Origin of the sequence: Streptomyces sp. NPDC001728, assembly GCF_040297565.1 — a bacterium.
GTDB lineage: Bacteria > Actinomycetota > Actinomycetes > Streptomycetales > Streptomycetaceae > Streptomyces.
Genome location: NZ_JBEOZK010000005.1, coordinates 286,157 through 301,543, shown reverse-complemented (window position 1 = coordinate 301,543; position 15,387 = coordinate 286,157). Strand labels below are relative to the sequence as shown.

Below are 15,387 nucleotides of genomic sequence, written 5' to 3'. Positions count from 1 at the left end.
GGTGCCGGCGCCGGCGGTGCGCGACAGAGACGAGGTGCCGCGCACCGCTGATCCTACCGAGCCGACGGGCCCGCCCGCGAAGCGTTTACCGCCGCCCTGCCGCACCGTGACCGGTCCCGGCCTCCGTGCCCTCAGCTCTCTTCCGGCCCGCACGCCTCCTCGAAGAAGTCCGGATTCTCCTGGAGCGACTTCATCAGCCGGTCCCGCTCCGTCTCGTCGACCTGTACGGGGACGACCCCCGACGCGTCGGTGAGCCGCCGGAAGCCGCCCCGGCTCTCCAGCCGGCCCACGACCCGGATGGGGAGCCCGACGAGGTGGGCGTGCCCCGCCGTGCGGTACGCCTCCTCGTCCAGGGTCACCCGGACGTGCGGGATCTCCGCCCCGCCGAGCACACGGAGCCGTACGGTGCCCTCGCCGCGCGGCCCGGAGCGGCGCATACGGACGACGGCGCCGGTGAGCCGGACCGGTACGGAAGGTTCGTCGGTGAGGTAGCGGGCGCTCGCCTCCCGCAGCGCGGGCAGGTCGCCGGGCGAGAACTCGACCGGTTCGGGCCGGGCGGCGCAGCCCTCGGGCGCACCGGCGGACGGCGCCCACTCCAGGGCGACGCGGGCGCCCTCGGTGCCCCGGACGAGGGCCACGAGGGCCTCGGTGAGCTCACGGCTGACGCCTGCCCCGACAGCGGCGTCGAAGGCCTCCGTGCCGCCGGTGGCCCGCTGGTAGTCGGTGGCCTCGCGGGCCGCGTGGAGCGCGTGGTAGAGCCGCACGGCGATCGGGCGGCCGGGGTCGACGGGCAGGAAGGCGGTGAGGCCGCGCCCGCCGGGGGCCGCGCCGACGACGACGGTCTCCAGGGAGGTCTGGGCGGGCCGCCGGTGCCGGGCCCCGTAGTAGCCGGCCCGGCCGCGTACGGCGAGGGCGCCGGCCAGCAGGAGCTGGCGGGCGGCGGACCTGAGCTGCTCCTGCACGGTCCAGGGAACCGTTCCCGCGGGGCCCGGGGGCACGTCGCGCCACCAGCGGATCTCGTCGCTGGGCACGGCGAGGCCGGTGAGGACCTCGCGGGCGGAGGGCGTGGCGCTGTGGGCGAGGGCGGTCAGGGCCTCGCCGAGCAGGTCCTCGCAGTCCGGGAAGGCGCGGCTCTCCGGGACCAGGAGGCTGGTGCCGGAGCCGCTGCCGGGCGGGGTCCAGCGGCTGTAGCGGCCGGCCGCCCCGCCGCGCCGCCGCCAGCCGTGCCGGGCGAGGAGGGCGCCGAGGACGCGCGGGTCGACCCTGCCCGGGTCGGGGGTGCCCTGGGTGTCGGCCCAGGGTCCGGTGGGCGGGGCGGGGACGCCCGTCCAGGGCCCGGGGATGTCGCCGGGCGGTGGGTGGGGCCGGTAGGGCGGAGGGACGGGGCCGCGCCCGGCTCCGCCCCCCTCGTCCCCGAACCCCGGTTCGTCGATCGGTCGGTGCATCAAGGTCTCCCTCCCACGCCGACCCGGGTCATGATCTCGCAGAGTGCCCGGTCGTCGAAGATCCGCGTCGTCGGGATGCGCACGGTGGTCCGGCGCCGTCCCGTGACCGGTTGTCCGGCCAGGTTGGTCCAGTAGCAGCAGTGCCGCAGGTCGAGCCGGTCGTGGCTCGCCCTGAGCCAGTCCTCGGGTGTCCGCGGGACGAGCATCACGACGAGGATCTTGTGGACGGAGACCGGGGTCCTGGCGAGTTTCACCAGGTGGTCGTTGTCGAGGGTGAACGAGAACGTGCTCCCGGGCGGGCGCGGCGGTATCTGGTAGGTGCACTTGAGCTGCACCTTGATGGTCACTTCGTCGTCGACGGTGTGGCCGGGAGCGCTGTGGCTCACGTGCCAGTCGATGCCGTTGTCCGGAAAGGGCTGGGACAGCGAGCAGCCGGCCGCGGCAGCGACGGCGTGCAGGTATCCCACCTGAAGGGTCTCCATGCAGGCGGTGGTGGCGAGTGAGCCGCGTGTCGGAGCCGGCCGCTGGGGCGGCAGCCCTCCCGACTCGGGCTGGGCGAGCGCCATGTCTTCTTCCTTCCCCGTCCCTTCTGTTGTGACCGGTCCGCGTACGGCGCAAACAGTCCGGGTATCACCGTTTCGGGGGCAGGGGGTTGGCCATCTGCCGCACGTGTGCAGGGAGTTCAGTGATGACGATGCACTGGTACGAAGGACCCCTGGCCGCTTTCGACACGGAGACCACCGGGGTCGACGTCGAGGGCGACCGGATCGTGTCGGCCGCTCTCGTCGTGCAGGACACGGCGGGAGCACGTCCGCGCGTCACGCGCTGGCTGGTCAATCCGGGTATACCGGTGCCCGAGGGGGCGACCGCCGTGCACGGGCTGACGGACGATCACCTCCAGCGGAACGGCCGCTGGCCGGCCCCGGTGATGGAGGAGCTGGCGCGCGCGCTGGCCGAGCAGTCCTCGGCGGGGCGTCCGCTGGTGGTGATGAACGCGCCGTTCGACCTGACGATCCTCGACCGCGAGCTGCGCAGGCACCGGGCGTCCACGCTCGGCGACTACCTGGCGGGCAGCCCGCTGTGCGTGCTGGACCCCCGGGTGCTGGACAAGCACCTGGACCGGTACCGCAAGGGCCGCCGGACGCTGACCGACCTGTGCGCGCACTACGAGGTGGAGCTGGCGGGGGCGCACGACGCGGCGGCGGACGCGGCGGCGGCGCTCGATGTCGTACGGGCGGTGGCGCGGCGCTTCTCGGCCCGCCTGGAGCGGCTGACCCCGGCGGAGCTGCACACCCTCCAGGCGGTGTGGCACGCGGCGCAGGCGCGGGGCCTCCAGGCGTGGTTCACCCGGCAGGGGACGCCGGAGACGGTGGACCCGGCGTGGCCGCTGCGGCCGGAACTGGGCACGGCGGCCTGACACATGACAGAGGCCGGTCCGTCTTTCGACGGACCGGCCTCTACCCGGTGGGCGATACTGGGATCGAACCAGTGACCCCTTCGGTGTGAACGAAGTGCTCTCCCGCTGAGCTAATCGCCCGGGAACGGGTTGAACCATACAGGCCTTCGCGCCCCGCGTTCAAACCGGCCCGACGGGCGCCCGGCCACCGCCCTCAACGGCGCTCTTCGAGCGACCCCTTCAGGCTGGCGGCGAGTCCCCGTCGCCCGCCGCGCGTCATCCAGGCGTGGTTGGCTCGGAAGACGGGCCGGCCGGGGACGGCGAGGGCCCGCGGGAGGCGGGCGCGGACCTCGACCTCCTTCTCGTAGACGGCACGGGTACCGGCGCCCTCCGGGAGGAGCGTCCAGCGGGCCCAGCCCACCAGGTCGCCGCCGAGTCCGACCTCCAGGACCCCGGCCTCGGGGTCGCGGCGCAGGACGCCGGCCGTGACGAAGAGGTGGTACGGGAGGAGGGAGCGGAAGCGGGCGGTGCCGGTGGTGTCCTCGACGAGGACGACCTCGCGGACCTTGGGCCACCAGCTCGGGTGATCCTCGCCGCGTTCGAGGACGGCGCAGACGGCCTCCGGCGGGGCGGCGAGCCGCCAGACGCTGCGGAAGCGGTACCGGCACCAGTCCATGACCCCAGTGTGGGGGTACTCAGGGCGTTCGGGGCGGAAGATGAGTACCGGGACGCATTCCTGCGGGCCGGGGCCGGGGCCACACTCCGGACATGGACAACTCCCTGCCGCCCGCGGACGAGCTGGTGCTCGTCGACCGCGAGCTGGCCCAACTCGACGGACGCCGGGCCCAGTTGCTGGCCCGGCGGGCCTGGCTGATCCAGGTCCTCCACGCCTCGGCCGCGCCGATGGCGCCCCGCCCCTTCGCGGCCCCGGGCCCGGCTCCGGCGGACTCGACGCCCCGGAGCGCGCAGAACGTGCTGCTGACGCTGGGCGGCACCCTCCTGACGATCGCGGCGGTCGCCTTCACCCTGGTCAGCTGGGGCTCGATGGGGATCGGCGGCCGGGCGGCGGTCCTGTCCGTGGTGACCTCGGCGGCGCTGGCGACGCCGGTGGCGCTGCTGCGCAGGGGCCTGGTGTCGACGGCCGAGTCGGTGGCGGCGCTGGGTCTGGTCCTGATGGTGCTGGACGCGTACGCGGTGCACCGGGTTGCGCTGCCGGAGACGGGCGGCCTCGGGTACACGGCGGTGGCCTCGGCGGTCCTGGCGGGCGCGTGGACGGCGTACGGCTCAGCGCTGTCCCGGCTGCGGATACCGCTGCCGGTGGCCGTGGTCGCCGGGCAGCTGCCGCTGCCGCTCGGCGTGCTGGCGGCCGGTGGCGGCCCGACGGCCTTCGCCTGGGCGGCCCTGGTCACCGCGGCGGCGGACGGGGCGGTCGTGCTGTGGACCCGCCCCGCGGCGGTGCGGATCACGGCCGCGACGGTTGCGACGGCCCTGGGCGGCTGGGCGCTCCTGACGGGCGGCCGGCTCTCGCTGACCTCGCCGTGGAGCGGTGCGGCACTGCTCCTGGCGAGCGCCGCGGTGACGCTGTACGCGGCCTGGCGGAAGCCCGCGCTGTCGGTGGCGGGGTCGGTGGTCGCGGGTCTGGCCTCGGTGGCGGCCTTCGGCGGCCTGCTGCGCGCCGCCCTGCCCCCGGACTGGACGGTGCCGGGGTACGTCCTGTGCGGGCTGGCTCTGGTGCCGGTGTGGCGCCTGCGCGCGGCGGACACCCCGGGGAACGGACGGCGGGCGCCCCAGGACGGCGTTCCCGCACCCTCCGCCGGCCCCGAGACGACCGCCGCCGGGGTCCGGATACCGGCCGGCATCCGGCTCGGGCTCGCCGGCACCGGGGCCGGGGTCGCGGCGCTCGGGGTCCTGTGGGCGCTCCCGCCGGTGGCGGCCGGGCTGCTGGGCCCGATGGCCCGGACCACCGGGGTGTGGTCCGGCGAGCACACCGCGCGCGTGCTGACCTCGTACCCGGGGACGGCCGTCCTGGTCCTGGCGGTGGCCGCCGCCGTGCTCGCGGCCCTCCCCCGGCTGTGGGCCCGCTGCGGGTCCCTCACCCTCGGCTGGGCGCTCCTGACGGCGCTGCCGGTCTCCCTGGGCCTGCCGTACGCGGCGACGCTCGCCCTCCAGCTCCTGACGAGCGCGGCGGCCCTGTGGATCGCGCTCCGCCCGGGCCCGCTGACGCGCGGCCTGCGGGAGCCGAGGCCCGGGACCGCACCGACCACGGGCACACCCGCGCAAGGTGCCCCCGGCGCGCCCTCCGGGTCGGGGTGGCCCGCCTGGGCGCCCTCGCGGCCCGTGGCACAGGCTCCCGTGCTCGCGCCCGGGGCGGTCATCGGGTGGAGCGTGTACGCCGGTGGGCTCGCGTCCGCCGTCAGCGCGATCGCGCTGGCCCTGGACGTGCGGGGAGCGACCTTCGGGGTGCTCGGGGTGGTGTTCGCGCTCCTCACGGGCGTGGCGGTGCTCGGTACGGACACCCGCCGGGTGGTCGCGGCCTGCGGCGCGGTGCTCACCGCGACCGGGCTGGTGCTCTCGGTGGCGGCGGCCGGCGGGTTCGAGGACCACTGGACGGCGCTCGCCCTGCTCCTGGTCCCGGCGGCGACCGCGCTCGTCGGTGCCAAGGCGCGCCCGGTGGCCGTGGCGGTCGAGATCACGGGCGGCGCCGTGGGGGTGCTCGCCCTCGGGTTCGCGGTGTCCCGTCCGGCGTTCCTCGCGCTTGCCCTGGCGCTGGGCGGGGTGATCGCGGCGGCGACGGCGGTACGGCCGGAGCGGCGGCGGTTCGCCTCGTGGACGGCGGCGGTGCTGTTCCTGGGGGCCGCCTGGGTGCGGCTGGCGGTCTGGGAGGTGACGGCCCCGGAGGCGTACACCCTGCCGGTGACCGTGCCCGCGCTCGTCGTCGGGTTCCTGCGGCGGCGCCGGGACCCGGAGGCCTCGTCGTGGACGGCGTACGGCCCGGGTCTCGCGGCGACGCTGCTGCCGAGCCTCGTGGCGGCCTGGACGGACCCGGAGTGGACGCGCCCGCTGGTCCTGGGGCTCGCGGCGCTGGTGGTGACGCTGCTCGGCGCGCGGTTCCGGCTCCAGGCGCTCCTGGTGCTGGGCGGCGGGGTGCTGGCCCTGGACGGGCTGCACGAGCTGGCGCCGTACGTGGTGCAGGTGGTGGGGGCGCTGCCGCGCTGGCTGCCGCCGGCCCTCGCCGGGCTGCTGCTGCTCGCGGTCGGCGCCACGTACGAGCAGCGACTCCGGGACGCCCGGAGGCTGCGGGAGCGGCTGGCGCGGATGCGGTAAGCGGGGAACGCCGAAGGCCCGGAGACGGTGTTCCGTCTCCGGGCCTTCGGTCCGGGTGGTGGGCGATACTGGGTTCGAACCAGTGACCCCTTCGGTGTGAACGAAGTGCTCTCCCACTGAGCTAATCGCCCCGGTGCACCGCAAACATTACCGCATGTCAGCGGGGCTCCCGCACCATCCCGGAGTCACTCGTCGATCTTCCACGGCATGACGAGGCCGAACTTCCAGAGGTAGACGCCGAGCAGAGCGGCGATGATCACCAGGCCGACGGTGGTGAGGATGATGTTCCTTCGGCGGACCTTGGGGTCGAGGGCGCGCTGCGCGGCCTCGGTGACCTTGCGCTTGGTCCAGCGGAGCACGAGCTGTGCCCAGACGAACTCGGTCGCCCAGATCGCCATGCCGCCGAAGATGACCAGCCAGCCGGGCCCTGGGAGCGGCAGCATGACCACTCCGGCGCCGACCACGGCGAGTCCCACGATGAAGACGCCGACCTGCCAGCTCAGATGCAGGCCTCGTCGGGACTTGATGAACTCCGGCGCACGGGATCCCAGTTCGGCTTCTTTGCCGTCTGCGGACTCCCCGGCACGCTCGTCACTCTCCGCACTCATGTCCACCAACCTACCGGACCGGACGCCCTCACTGGAATGGCCGTATTACCGCAGGTCACACGCGCCCATACGAGCGACCTGAACGATCACAAAACCGACAGAGGGGTTTACAACGACCCTGGAGGTGGCATGTCGATTTCGCCGACGTGCGAATCCCCGAGCGCACACTGAGCGAAAGGCCCTGGCGCTTATGAACACCACGGTCAGCTGCGAGCTGCACCTGCGCCTCGTTGTGTCGAGCGAGTCCTCACTGCCTGTACCCGCGGGCCTGCGGTATGACACGGCCGATCCCTATGCCGTGCACGCCACCTTCCACACCGGAGCCGAGGAGACGGTCGAATGGGTCTTCGCCCGCGACCTTCTCGCCGAGGGGCTGCACCGGCCCACCGGCACGGGCGACGTCCGAGTCTGGCCCTCCCGTAGTCACGGTCAGGGAGTCGTCTGCATCGCGTTGAGCTCCCCCGAGGGAGAAGCCCTGCTCGAGGCCCCGGCGAGGGCCCTGGAGTCGTTCCTGAAGAGGACCGACGCCGCCGTGCCACCGGGCACCGAGCACCGGCACTTCGATCTCGATACGGAGCTCTCCCACATCCTGGCCGACAGCTGAGCCAGGCCGAGAGCCGCACGGCGCCGTCCGACTCGGGGCGACGGCGCCGCGCGGGCAGTCACCTAGGCACGACACCGGCGCTCCCCACCGCGCAGCCGGCGCGGTGGTGGGCGCCGTTGTCCTTTTCCCGGTCGCGCTAAAGTCAGCGCCATTCCGCGGGCGCCCGCCCGTGGCCGGCCAGGGAGCGAATCGTGCTGATCCCCCACGACACCCGGATCGCCCTCGACACCGTCGTCGATCTGATGAACACCGCGCCGCAGGGCGACCGCGAGGACGAGCTCGCGGACATCCCCGGTCTGCTGACCTTCGTCCGCGCGCACAAGGTCAGTGGCGTGGGCGACCTCGGGGCCGCCGACCTGCGGGCCGTGCGCCAGGTGCGGGAGAAGTTCGCGGCGGTCTTCTCCGCCCCCGAGGCCCGCATCGCGGCCCCCCTGATCAACCAGCTGGTGGCGAACGCGGGAACCACACCGCAGCTCACCGACCACGACGGCTACGACTGGCACGTGCACTACTTCGCGCCGGGCGCCTCCGTCGCCGACCACCTCGCGGCCGACTGCGGCATGGCCCTCGCCTTCATCGTCGTGGCGGGCGAGCAGGAGCGGCTGCGGCGCTGCGAGGCACCGGACTGCGGCCGGGCCTTCGTCGACCTCTCCCGCAACCGCTCGCGCCGCTACTGCGACAGCCGCACCTGCGGGAACCGGCTGCACGTGGCCGCGTACCGCGCCCGCCGCAAGGAAGCGGCGGGCTGACCTCCCCGGACCGCTCCCCCGGCCACGGGGGTCACCGCACGAAGAGATCGTTGACCGCGGCAAGCAGCAGCAGACAGCCGATCACCCCGAGAAAGATCATGAGGGGTGGCTGGGAGAGCGCGAACAGGCAGCCGCGCGGCTCCTCGGCGGGGGCATCGGGGGCGGCGGGGACGGTCTCCCGCGAGGTATCCAGCATCTCGGGGGGATGATCGCGCACGCCCGACCCCGGAAATCCCGCAACACGCCCCACCACAGGGCCCGTTCACCCCTTCCCGTGGATCATGGGAACGGGATGGGGACGGGATGGGACCGGGAATCGCCAGAAGTGATCAGATCCCGTGCTTCTTCAGAATCGCCTCGATGTCGCTGAAGTCCTCACCGGAGGACTGGCCGGCCGCGGGCTTCGTCGCCACGGCGCGCGAGGGCGCCGACGCCCCCGGGGCCACGGCTCTCTGCCCGGCTCCCCCGGTGGTCTCCTTGCGTTCGCCACGGCGCCGCTCGACGGCCCGGGTCGACAGGAACAGCAGCCAGGCGGCACCCAGCACACCGAACCCGGCCCAGGCGACCGGGCTGAACGCCGTGTCCGCGATCCAGGCCACGGCGCCCGTCATCACCAGGCCGAGCGGCACCAGGGCGTAGGCCGTGAACCGTGCGGCGGACAGGAATCGCTTCCGGTACGCCATGACGGCGGCGATGCCCAGGCCCGCCACGGACACCGCGGAGCAAATGGTCTCGGCGAGCATGCGGTCCTCCAGGTCCCGGGTGATACGTCCCTTCCATCCTGCACCGACGGGAGCGTCCGGGGCCATGTTCCGAGGCCGGTCTCAGGGAGATCTCCGGGTCCTCCCCTCCGGATCTCCTCCCCAGGTCCCGGTGGGAACCCCGATCGTCCCGGCGGGGCGGACCGGTGAGGGAGACTGCTGTCATGAGTGACACCACCACCGCACCGACCTCCCCCGTCGTCCTCGAGGCCTGGTTCGACCTCGAGTGCCCCGACTGCTTCCAGGCCCTCGACGACGTCCGCGCGCTCCGCGAGAAGTACGGCGACCGGCTCGACGTACAACTGCGCCACTTCCCGCTGGCGAAGCACAAGCACGCCTACGCCGCCGCGCAGGCCGCCGAGGAGGCGTTCGAGCAGGGCAAGGGCTGGCCGTACGTCGAGGCGCTGCTCGCCAGGACCGCGGACCTCGCCGATCGGGGCGAGCCGCTCCTCCTCGAGGTCGCCGGTGAACTGGGCCTGGACGCGGAGGAGTTCGACACGGCGCTCATCGACGGCCGGCACCTGCTGACCGTCGACGCCGACGAGGCCGAGGGCAAGGCGATCAAGGTCACCGGCACCCCGACGTACGTCATCGGCGGCGAGCGGCTCGACGGCGGTCAGAGCCAGGAGGGCCTACGGGAGCGCGTCGGCGAGATCGCCGACCGCCTCCTGAAGGGCTGACCGCTCCCGAGAGCCCCGACCGCACCTCCCGCGGGTCTGACCGCCCGACCCCGCGCTACCGCAGCGTCTTGGCGCTGTTGACGTAGGTGGTGCGGTAGCCCAGCGACTCGTAGAGCCGGATCGCCGGGGTGTTGCCCGCGAAGACGTGCAGTCCGAGCAGGGTCTCCCCGGCCTCCAGGGCGACCCGCTCGGCGACCCTCATGAGCGCCCGGCCGTAGCCGAGCCCGCGGTGTTCCTCGTCGACCTCGATGTCGTACACGAAGGCCGCCCACCGCCCCGGTTCGATCTCGATCCGGCCGGTCCACAGGAACCCGGCGGGCCGTCCGTCCCGCACGACCACGTGGATCGCGACACCGGGCGTGGCCAGGCCGTCCGGCAGGTACTTCCGGTGGCTGTCCTCGGCCTTGGTGCGGGCCTGGTCCTCCGGGACCCCCCGGTCGATCCAGCTCTGCGCGAAGCCGTCCTTGGCCCGCGTCTCCCAGGCCGCGTACTCGGTCCCGCTCATCGGCCGGACCTCGACGCCGTCCGGCAGGGCCGGCGGCTCGGCGGGCAGTTCCTTGACCATGTTCCGGCTGCGCTCGGCGTAGCCCAGCGAGCGTGCCGTCCGCAGCGCCGGCTCGGCGTCCGCCGGAACCGATATCTGCACCTCGACACAGCCCCAGCCCCGCAGCACCTCCTCGGAGGCGAGCGCCGCGACCGCGCCCCGGCCACGACCGCGGTCCGGCTCGTCGATCCCGAGGCCGCTGATCACCCCCGAGGCCGCGCCGAAGCCCGGGTCGGTGGACAGGTGGACGGATCCGACGCGGCGGCTGTTCACACACACGTCGTACGTACGGGAACGGCCGCCCTCGGGCGTCTGCTGAAGCGGCTCGGTCGGCCGCAGGGTGGTGGTCATCAGAGGTGTTCTACCCACCCCGGGGCCGTACGTCATCAGGTTTTCGGCGGCGACGGGCGCTACCCGAGACGCGGATCCCGGTCCCGGGCCGCGTGCTCGTCGAAGATCCGCATCGCCTTGGCGGTCACGGGGCCGGGCGTCGCGGTCAGCTCGCGGCCGTCGACCCGGTGCACGGCCTGGACGTCGCGGAGGGTCGAGGTCAGGAAGATCTCCTCGGCGCTCTCCAGCACCTCCAGCGGCAGATCGGTCTCCACCGCGCCCGTCCACTCGACCGCGAGGGCGCGGGTGATCCCGGCGAGACAGCCCGAGGAGACCGGCGGGGTGAGGATCCGGCCGCCGACCACGACGAAGACGTTGGAACCGGTGCCCTCGCAGAGCTGCCCCACGGTGTTGGCGAAGAGCGCCTCGGACGCACCCTGCTCGCGCGCCCTGGCGAGGGCGACCACGTTCTCGGCGTACGAGGTGGTCTTGAGGCCGGTGAGGGCGCTGCGCTCGTTGCGCGTCCAGGGCACGGTGATCACGGCGGTGGTGTCGGCCCGGCGGCCGGTCTCGCCGAGGGCCACCACGAGGCTGGGGCCCGCGTCGCCGCGCTCCGAGCCGAGCGGGGAGAGCCCGCCGGTGTACGTGATGCGGAGCCGGCCGAGGGCCATCGGGTTGGCCTCCAGGACGGCGGCGCAGGCACGGCGGACCTCGTCGAGGTCCGGGTCGGGGAGGCCGAGGCCGCGCGCGGAGCGGGTGAGGCGCTCCAGATGGAGGGTGAGCGCGAAGGTCTCGCCGTGCTCGGCCTTGACCGTCTCGAAGATGCCGTCGCCGACGGTCAGTCCGTGGTCCAGTACGGAGACCCGGGCGGTCTCCGCGTCGTGCAGCCCGCCGTTGACCCAGAGTTTCATCGAGAAGTGGCCTTTCCGCTCGCCTCAAGGGCGCCTGAATCGTAGGTTCCCGACGCTATCGCGACGAGCCTGGCCGCCTTGAGCTCGGTCTCCTCCCACTCGCGCTCCGGGTCCGAGCCCCAGGTGATCCCGGCGCCGGTCCCGAAGCGCAGCACGCCCTCCGGGCGGTCGATCCAGAAGGTGCGTATGCCGACGGCCAGCTCCGCGGTGCCCGCGTCGGCGTCCACCCAGCCGATGCCACCGCAGTAGGGGCCGCGGGGAGCGGTCTCCAGGGCCTCGATGATCCGCAGCGCGCTGGACTTGGGCGCGCCCGTGACGGAGCCGGGCGGAAAGGTGGCCGCGAGCAGCTCGGGCCAGCCGACGTCCTCGCGCAGCAGACCGGTGACGGTGGAGACGAGGTGGACGAGGCCCGGGTGCTCCTCGATGGCGCAGAGGGCGGGGACGGCGACGGAGCCGGTCCGGCTGACGCGGCCCAGGTCGTTGCGGACCAGGTCGACGATCATCACGTTCTCCGCGTGGTCCTTGGGGAGGAGGTCGGCGGCGGTGCGGCCGGTCCCCTTGATGGGCCCGGAGGAGAGGAGTGCCCCTTCCCTGCGCAGATAGAGCTCGGGTGAGGCGGTGGCGATCTCCACGCCGTGCGCGGGCAGCCGAATCGTTCCGGCGTACGGAGCGGGGTTGCCGCGCGCGAGGAGCGAGGTGAGGGCGTCGACGTCGGCCCTCTCCGGGTGCGGCAGCGGCGCGGTCAGCACCCGGCAGAGGTTCGCCTGATAGACCTCGCCGCGCGCGATGTGCTCGCGCACGCGCCGCACGCCCGCGACGTACGCGGTGCGGTCGAGCGAGGACGACCAGTCACCGGCGGCGGGGCCGCGCCAGGCGCCCGGGACGGGCGGGGGGACGGGGTCGGCCCGCACGTCTCCGAAGCGGGCGCAGGTCAGGCGCCCCTCGAAGTCCGCGCAGACGGCCCAGAAGCCGGCGGAGTCCAGGGCCTCGGGGTCGTGGGTGACGTCCCGGAGATCGGTCGCGACGAGGCCGCCGAAGCGGGCCAGAGGGGCTAGGTCGAGCACGCATCGAGTCTAGGTCGGCCGGCGGAGGGGCTGCGGGGCCGGTCTCCAGGGGGCGGGTGGGGCGGCTGTTGAAGGAGGGGCGACCGGTCGACGGAGGACGGCCGGCGCGCTCGCGGGGGCTCCCCGCCACCCGGGGAACACGGCGAGTGAACGTGGCGCGAACCCTCCGGGACGCCCCACCGCGCACCGGGATCGGCGCGCAGGTCAGCACGCTGCGGAAACGCGTTTTTGTGCTGGCCCAGGAATCCGCTAGAGTTCAACACGTCGCCGGGACGCGCAAGCGAATCGGAAACGACAAGCGGACGTGGCTCAGTTGGTAGAGCATCACCTTGCCAAGGTGAGGGTCGCGAGTTCGAATCTCGTCGTCCGCTCGATGTGGGGGATCTTCCCGAACCCCTGTATTCACTCCTGGTGGAGTGGCCGAGAGGCGAGGCAACGGCCTGCAAAGCCGTCTACACGGGTTCAAATCCCGTCTCCACCTCCAAGGACGATTAGCTCAGCGGGAGAGCGCTTCCCTGACACGGAAGAGGTCACTGGTTCAATCCCAGTATCGTCCACTGGACCTTCGGGTCCTGGGTCTTCGGATCCCCCGCGCGATTAGCTCAGCGGGAGAGCGCTTCCCTGACACGGAAGAGGTCACTGGTTCAATCCCAGTATCGCGCACGCAGTACGCAGCACCTTCGGGTCGCTCGTGTGCACCCCGCGCGATTAGCTCAGCGGGAGAGCGCTTCCCTGACACGGAAGAGGTCACTGGTTCAATCCCAGTATCGCGCACCACCAAGAAGCCCCCGGCCGCATCTCGCGGCCGGGGGCTTCCGTGTTCCCCCGCTCAGGAGGAGAAGAGCATCCGGCCGAAACCGCGCTGGCGGTAGTGACCGCCGCCGTGGTGGCCGCCGTGGTGCGGGGCACCCCAGGCGGGAGCGGCGGGCGCGGGCTGCGCCGGGTAGGCCTGCGGGGCGGGCGGGGCCGGCGGCGCCTGCTGGCCCCACTGGGACTCCAGGCGGGTCAGGGCCTCCAGCTCGCCGTAGTCCAGGAATATCCCCCGGCAACCGCTGCACTGCTCGATCTGGACGCCGTTGCGGTTGTACGTGTGCATGGCCGCATGACACTTGGGGCACTGCATGGTCGGCTCAACTCCCTGACTTCGCCGTTCGAATGGTGGCTTCACCTTACGTGGACGCCGAGGGGGCCAAGTCGGTTCGGAATCCCGCGATACGGGCGCAGGTGTCGATCATCACCTCCTCGACCTCGTCGAGCGTCCTGCGCTCGGCCGTCGACTTGGCGAGGGCCAGGGCCGCCGTCTGGACCGTCAGCGCACGGGCAGGGAAGTCGAGTCGGGGCCAGGGGTCGGCGCCCACGGCGGGGCCGCCCGCGTCCTGGTACGACCCGAGGAAACGGGACCAGACCTCCGGGGGCAGGATGCCGGCGGCGAACCAGGCGGCGGGGCGGGCGAGATCCCAGGCCGGATCGCCGAGGCCGAGGTCGTCGATGTCGATGAGCCGCCAGGGGCCGGTGGGCACGGACCGGGTGTCACGGACGAGTTGGCCGAGGTGGAAGTCGCCGTGGCAGAGGTGACGGGGTGTCCGGGTGGGGCCGGTGGGGATCGGCTGGCGGGCCTCGGGGTTCGCACCTCGGGCCTCGGGGGGCAGCGGCCGGAAATCGAGATTCGGCCCCCGGCCGTCGGGGATCGTTCGCCAGGCCGCCAGGACCGTTGCCGTGGCCGGGTGGTCCGGGGCCGTCGCGCGCATCCGGTCGACCGCCAGTGCCGCCTTCGCGGGCGCCCGCATCTCCGGGAGGCTGCCTGCCGTCCCGGGCGGCGGCGGTGTGCGGTGGAGCAGCGCGAGCAGCCGCGCCGCCTCCTCCCAGGGGGCGGCGTCGGGGTCCGCCGGATCCACGGGCGGGCCGTACGACCACAGCGTGACGGGGCGGCCGTCCAGTGCCTCCGGGGCGAACGCGGGCGTCACCAGGGGCGGGAGGAAGACCCCGGAGACGTCCGGGTGCGCGGCGAGCGCCAGCCGGGCGCGGTGCTCCTCCGGGTCGGTGCGGGGGGCGTGCGCCTTCGCGACCAGTCCCCCGTGGCGTACGACCGTCCCGTCGTCCCGGTCGGCGAGCACCCCCACCCGGGGTCCCGGGCAGCGACAGGGTGCGCCGGGCCCGTGCGCGGCGGCGTGCACGACGGCCGCCAGGCGCTCCGGCAGGGGCCGGGCGGGGCGGTCGTGCGGTGGTTTCGGGGCGGTGGAGTCCACGACGGGAGCGTATCGGGGCGGTACGGCGGGGCGGGAACGCGCGAAAGGCCGGTCAGCTCCCCAGCTGACCGGCCCCACGCTGCCGTCCGCCACACCCCCGTCCCCACGGGGTTGATGGCCGGATGTCCCGACCCGGGCCGCTCTCCCGGGTCCGGGGCGCTGTCAGCGCCCCAGCATCACGCCCACGGACGACGCCTGTGTGACCACCGCTTCCCAGCCGCCGAAGACGACCACGAGCAGGGCCGCGAGAGGGAGGACCATGGCGGTGGCCACCAGGGGGTGGCGCCGACCCGAAGGCCGGGTGCTCGTCCGCGCTGCGGTGAATGCCATGGTTCCTCTCCTGTCGTGTTCCGGCGCGGCGGGTGCGTGACCTCGGGGGACGAGTGCTGCACCCGCCGCTTGACCTCAACACTAGGGAGCCCGGAGGCGCGGAACGTCATGCCCGCGTACCGACTTGCGGGCCTCCCGGAGGATGACTCACGTCCGTACGGCGTACTCCCGTGGGTGGAGAAGGGGGGCGCGGAACCCCGGGTCTTCCCGGAGGGGTCGCGGGCAGCGGGCCGTACGGGCGGGCGGGCGTGACTTCCCTCACTTCACGAGGTCCCGTGCGAAGCCGCTGGTCCGCACGGTCCGGGCCACTCCCCGCGAGGCGTCCGACCGGATTCCTGTCGGCTGCTCAAGTGGGGCTCGGGGACGGGAGGTTGGGGCGGGCCGCCGATCGCCTC

Annotated in this window: 17 protein-coding genes and 7 tRNA genes; 10 read left to right on the top strand and 14 right to left on the bottom strand. The window is 73.7% G+C overall.

The genetic code is table 11. From position 1 onward, the window contains the following. Positions 1 to 131 precede the first annotated feature (131 nt). Positions 132 to 1,445 (bottom strand): hypothetical protein, encoded by a 1,314-nt coding sequence (locus tag ABT154_RS11155; RefSeq protein ID WP_351855680.1) that lies wholly within the window; start codon positions 1,443 to 1,445, stop codon positions 132 to 134. Next, entirely contained in the window at positions 1,445 to 2,011 is a 567-nt protein-coding gene (locus tag ABT154_RS11150) for a DUF4365 domain-containing protein (protein ID WP_351855677.1), read from the bottom strand. Before ABT154_RS11150 ends, ABT154_RS11155 begins: the two co-directional genes overlap by 1 nt. Before the next feature lie 122 nt (positions 2,012 to 2,133). On the opposite strand from ABT154_RS11150, the gene ABT154_RS11145 reads away from it, so the two are divergent. Continuing rightward, a complete protein-coding gene (locus ABT154_RS11145; RefSeq protein ID WP_351855675.1) occupies positions 2,134 to 2,862 on the top strand; it encodes a 3'-5' exonuclease in 729 nt (242 codons plus the stop codon). A 48-nt stretch (positions 2,863 to 2,910) separates the two neighbouring features. Here the strand turns inward: ABT154_RS11145 and ABT154_RS11140 are convergent. Beyond that, positions 2,911 to 2,982: transfer RNA gene (locus ABT154_RS11140), tRNA-Val, on the bottom strand. Positions 2,983 to 3,055: 73 nt separating this feature from the next. After that, a complete protein-coding gene (locus ABT154_RS11135; protein ID WP_351855673.1) occupies positions 3,056 to 3,517 on the bottom strand; it encodes an SRPBCC family protein in 462 nt (153 codons plus the stop codon). A 92-nt stretch (positions 3,518 to 3,609) separates the two neighbouring features. Between ABT154_RS11135 and ABT154_RS11130 the strand changes: the two genes are divergently transcribed. Continuing rightward, positions 3,610 to 6,165 carry an SCO7613 C-terminal domain-containing membrane protein gene (locus ABT154_RS11130; RefSeq protein WP_351855670.1) on the top strand — a complete coding sequence of 852 codons (2,556 nt, stop codon included), beginning with the start codon at positions 3,610 to 3,612 and terminating at the stop codon, positions 6,163 to 6,165. Between the two features lie 56 nt (positions 6,166 to 6,221). On the opposite strand, the gene ABT154_RS11125 is transcribed toward ABT154_RS11130, so the two are convergent. Continuing rightward, positions 6,222 to 6,296 (bottom strand) — tRNA-Val (locus ABT154_RS11125). Positions 6,297 to 6,350: 54 nt separating this feature from the next. Next, positions 6,351 to 6,773 carry a TIGR02611 family protein gene (locus ABT154_RS11120; protein ID WP_351855667.1) on the bottom strand — a complete coding sequence of 141 codons (423 nt, stop codon included), beginning with the start codon at positions 6,771 to 6,773 and terminating at the stop codon, positions 6,351 to 6,353. A 190-nt stretch (positions 6,774 to 6,963) separates the two neighbouring features. Here ABT154_RS11120 and ABT154_RS11115 point away from each other — a divergent pair, with 190 nt between their 5' ends. Continuing rightward, the gene (locus tag ABT154_RS11115) at positions 6,964 to 7,377 is read left to right on the top strand and encodes an SsgA family sporulation/cell division regulator (protein ID WP_015032345.1); all 414 of its coding nucleotides are present in this window, start codon (positions 6,964 to 6,966) and stop codon (positions 7,375 to 7,377) included. Between the two features lie 191 nt (positions 7,378 to 7,568). Next, the gene (locus ABT154_RS11110; RefSeq protein ID WP_317877524.1) at positions 7,569 to 8,126 is read left to right on the top strand and encodes a CGNR zinc finger domain-containing protein; all 558 of its coding nucleotides are present in this window, start codon (positions 7,569 to 7,571) and stop codon (positions 8,124 to 8,126) included. 31 nt (positions 8,127 to 8,157) lie between these two features. Here ABT154_RS11110 and ABT154_RS11105 read toward each other — a convergent pair whose 3' ends face one another. Next, entirely contained in the window at positions 8,158 to 8,343 is a 186-nt protein-coding gene (locus tag ABT154_RS11105) for a hypothetical protein (RefSeq protein ID WP_351855804.1), read from the bottom strand. Positions 8,344 to 8,455: 112 nt separating this feature from the next. Continuing rightward, the gene (locus tag ABT154_RS11100) at positions 8,456 to 8,869 is read right to left on the bottom strand and encodes a hypothetical protein (RefSeq protein ID WP_351855663.1); all 414 of its coding nucleotides are present in this window, start codon (positions 8,867 to 8,869) and stop codon (positions 8,456 to 8,458) included. A 182-nt stretch (positions 8,870 to 9,051) separates the two neighbouring features. On the opposite strand from ABT154_RS11100, the gene ABT154_RS11095 reads away from it, so the two are divergent. Further along, positions 9,052 to 9,567: a DsbA family protein gene (locus ABT154_RS11095; protein WP_351855660.1), complete on the top strand. Its 516-nt coding sequence runs from the start codon at positions 9,052 to 9,054 to the stop codon at positions 9,565 to 9,567. Between the two features lie 55 nt (positions 9,568 to 9,622). Here the strand turns inward: ABT154_RS11095 and ABT154_RS11090 are convergent, their stop codons facing one another. Genes ABT154_RS11090 through ABT154_RS11080 form a run of 3 tightly spaced genes read right to left on the bottom strand, consistent with a single transcriptional unit; the run spans position 9,623 to position 12,416 of the window. Then, positions 9,623 to 10,462: a GNAT family N-acetyltransferase gene (locus ABT154_RS11090; protein ID WP_351855657.1), complete on the bottom strand. Its 840-nt coding sequence runs from the start codon at positions 10,460 to 10,462 to the stop codon at positions 9,623 to 9,625. 59 nt (positions 10,463 to 10,521) lie between these two features. Beyond that, a complete protein-coding gene (locus tag ABT154_RS11085; protein ID WP_351855654.1) occupies positions 10,522 to 11,352 on the bottom strand; it encodes an aminotransferase class IV in 831 nt (276 codons plus the stop codon). Continuing rightward, positions 11,349 to 12,416 carry a chorismate-binding protein gene (locus ABT154_RS11080; protein WP_351855652.1) on the bottom strand — a complete coding sequence of 356 codons (1,068 nt, stop codon included), beginning with the start codon at positions 12,414 to 12,416 and terminating at the stop codon, positions 11,349 to 11,351. The genes ABT154_RS11085 and ABT154_RS11080 overlap by 4 nt, the downstream gene beginning before the upstream one ends. A gap of 298 nt (positions 12,417 to 12,714) precedes the next feature. On the opposite strand from ABT154_RS11080, the gene ABT154_RS11075 reads away from it, so the two are divergent. From ABT154_RS11075 to ABT154_RS11055, 5 genes are all read left to right on the top strand, one after another. Beyond that, a tRNA-Gly gene (locus tag ABT154_RS11075) sits at positions 12,715 to 12,787 on the top strand. Positions 12,788 to 12,826: 39 nt separating this feature from the next. Further along, positions 12,827 to 12,900, top strand: a tRNA-Cys gene (locus tag ABT154_RS11070). Position 12,901: 1 nt separating this feature from the next. Further along, positions 12,902 to 12,973: transfer RNA gene (locus ABT154_RS11065), tRNA-Val, on the top strand. A 34-nt stretch (positions 12,974 to 13,007) separates the two neighbouring features. Further along, positions 13,008 to 13,079 (top strand) — tRNA-Val (locus ABT154_RS11060). A 39-nt stretch (positions 13,080 to 13,118) separates the two neighbouring features. After that, a tRNA-Val gene (locus ABT154_RS11055) sits at positions 13,119 to 13,193 on the top strand. Positions 13,194 to 13,245: 52 nt separating this feature from the next. On the opposite strand, the gene ABT154_RS11050 is transcribed toward ABT154_RS11055, so the two are convergent. From ABT154_RS11050 to ABT154_RS11040, 3 genes are all read right to left on the bottom strand, one after another. Further along, positions 13,246 to 13,539: a TFIIB-type zinc ribbon-containing protein gene (locus tag ABT154_RS11050; RefSeq protein ID WP_351855650.1), complete on the bottom strand. Its 294-nt coding sequence runs from the start codon at positions 13,537 to 13,539 to the stop codon at positions 13,246 to 13,248. A gap of 46 nt (positions 13,540 to 13,585) precedes the next feature. Beyond that, positions 13,586 to 14,662, bottom strand: a complete 1,077-nt coding sequence (locus ABT154_RS11045) for an aminoglycoside phosphotransferase family protein (RefSeq protein WP_502969481.1) — start codon at positions 14,660 to 14,662, stop codon at positions 13,586 to 13,588. Between the two features lie 162 nt (positions 14,663 to 14,824). Next, positions 14,825 to 14,992: a hypothetical protein gene (locus ABT154_RS11040; RefSeq protein WP_351855648.1), complete on the bottom strand. Its 168-nt coding sequence runs from the start codon at positions 14,990 to 14,992 to the stop codon at positions 14,825 to 14,827. Positions 14,993 to 15,387: the final 395 nt, after the last annotated feature.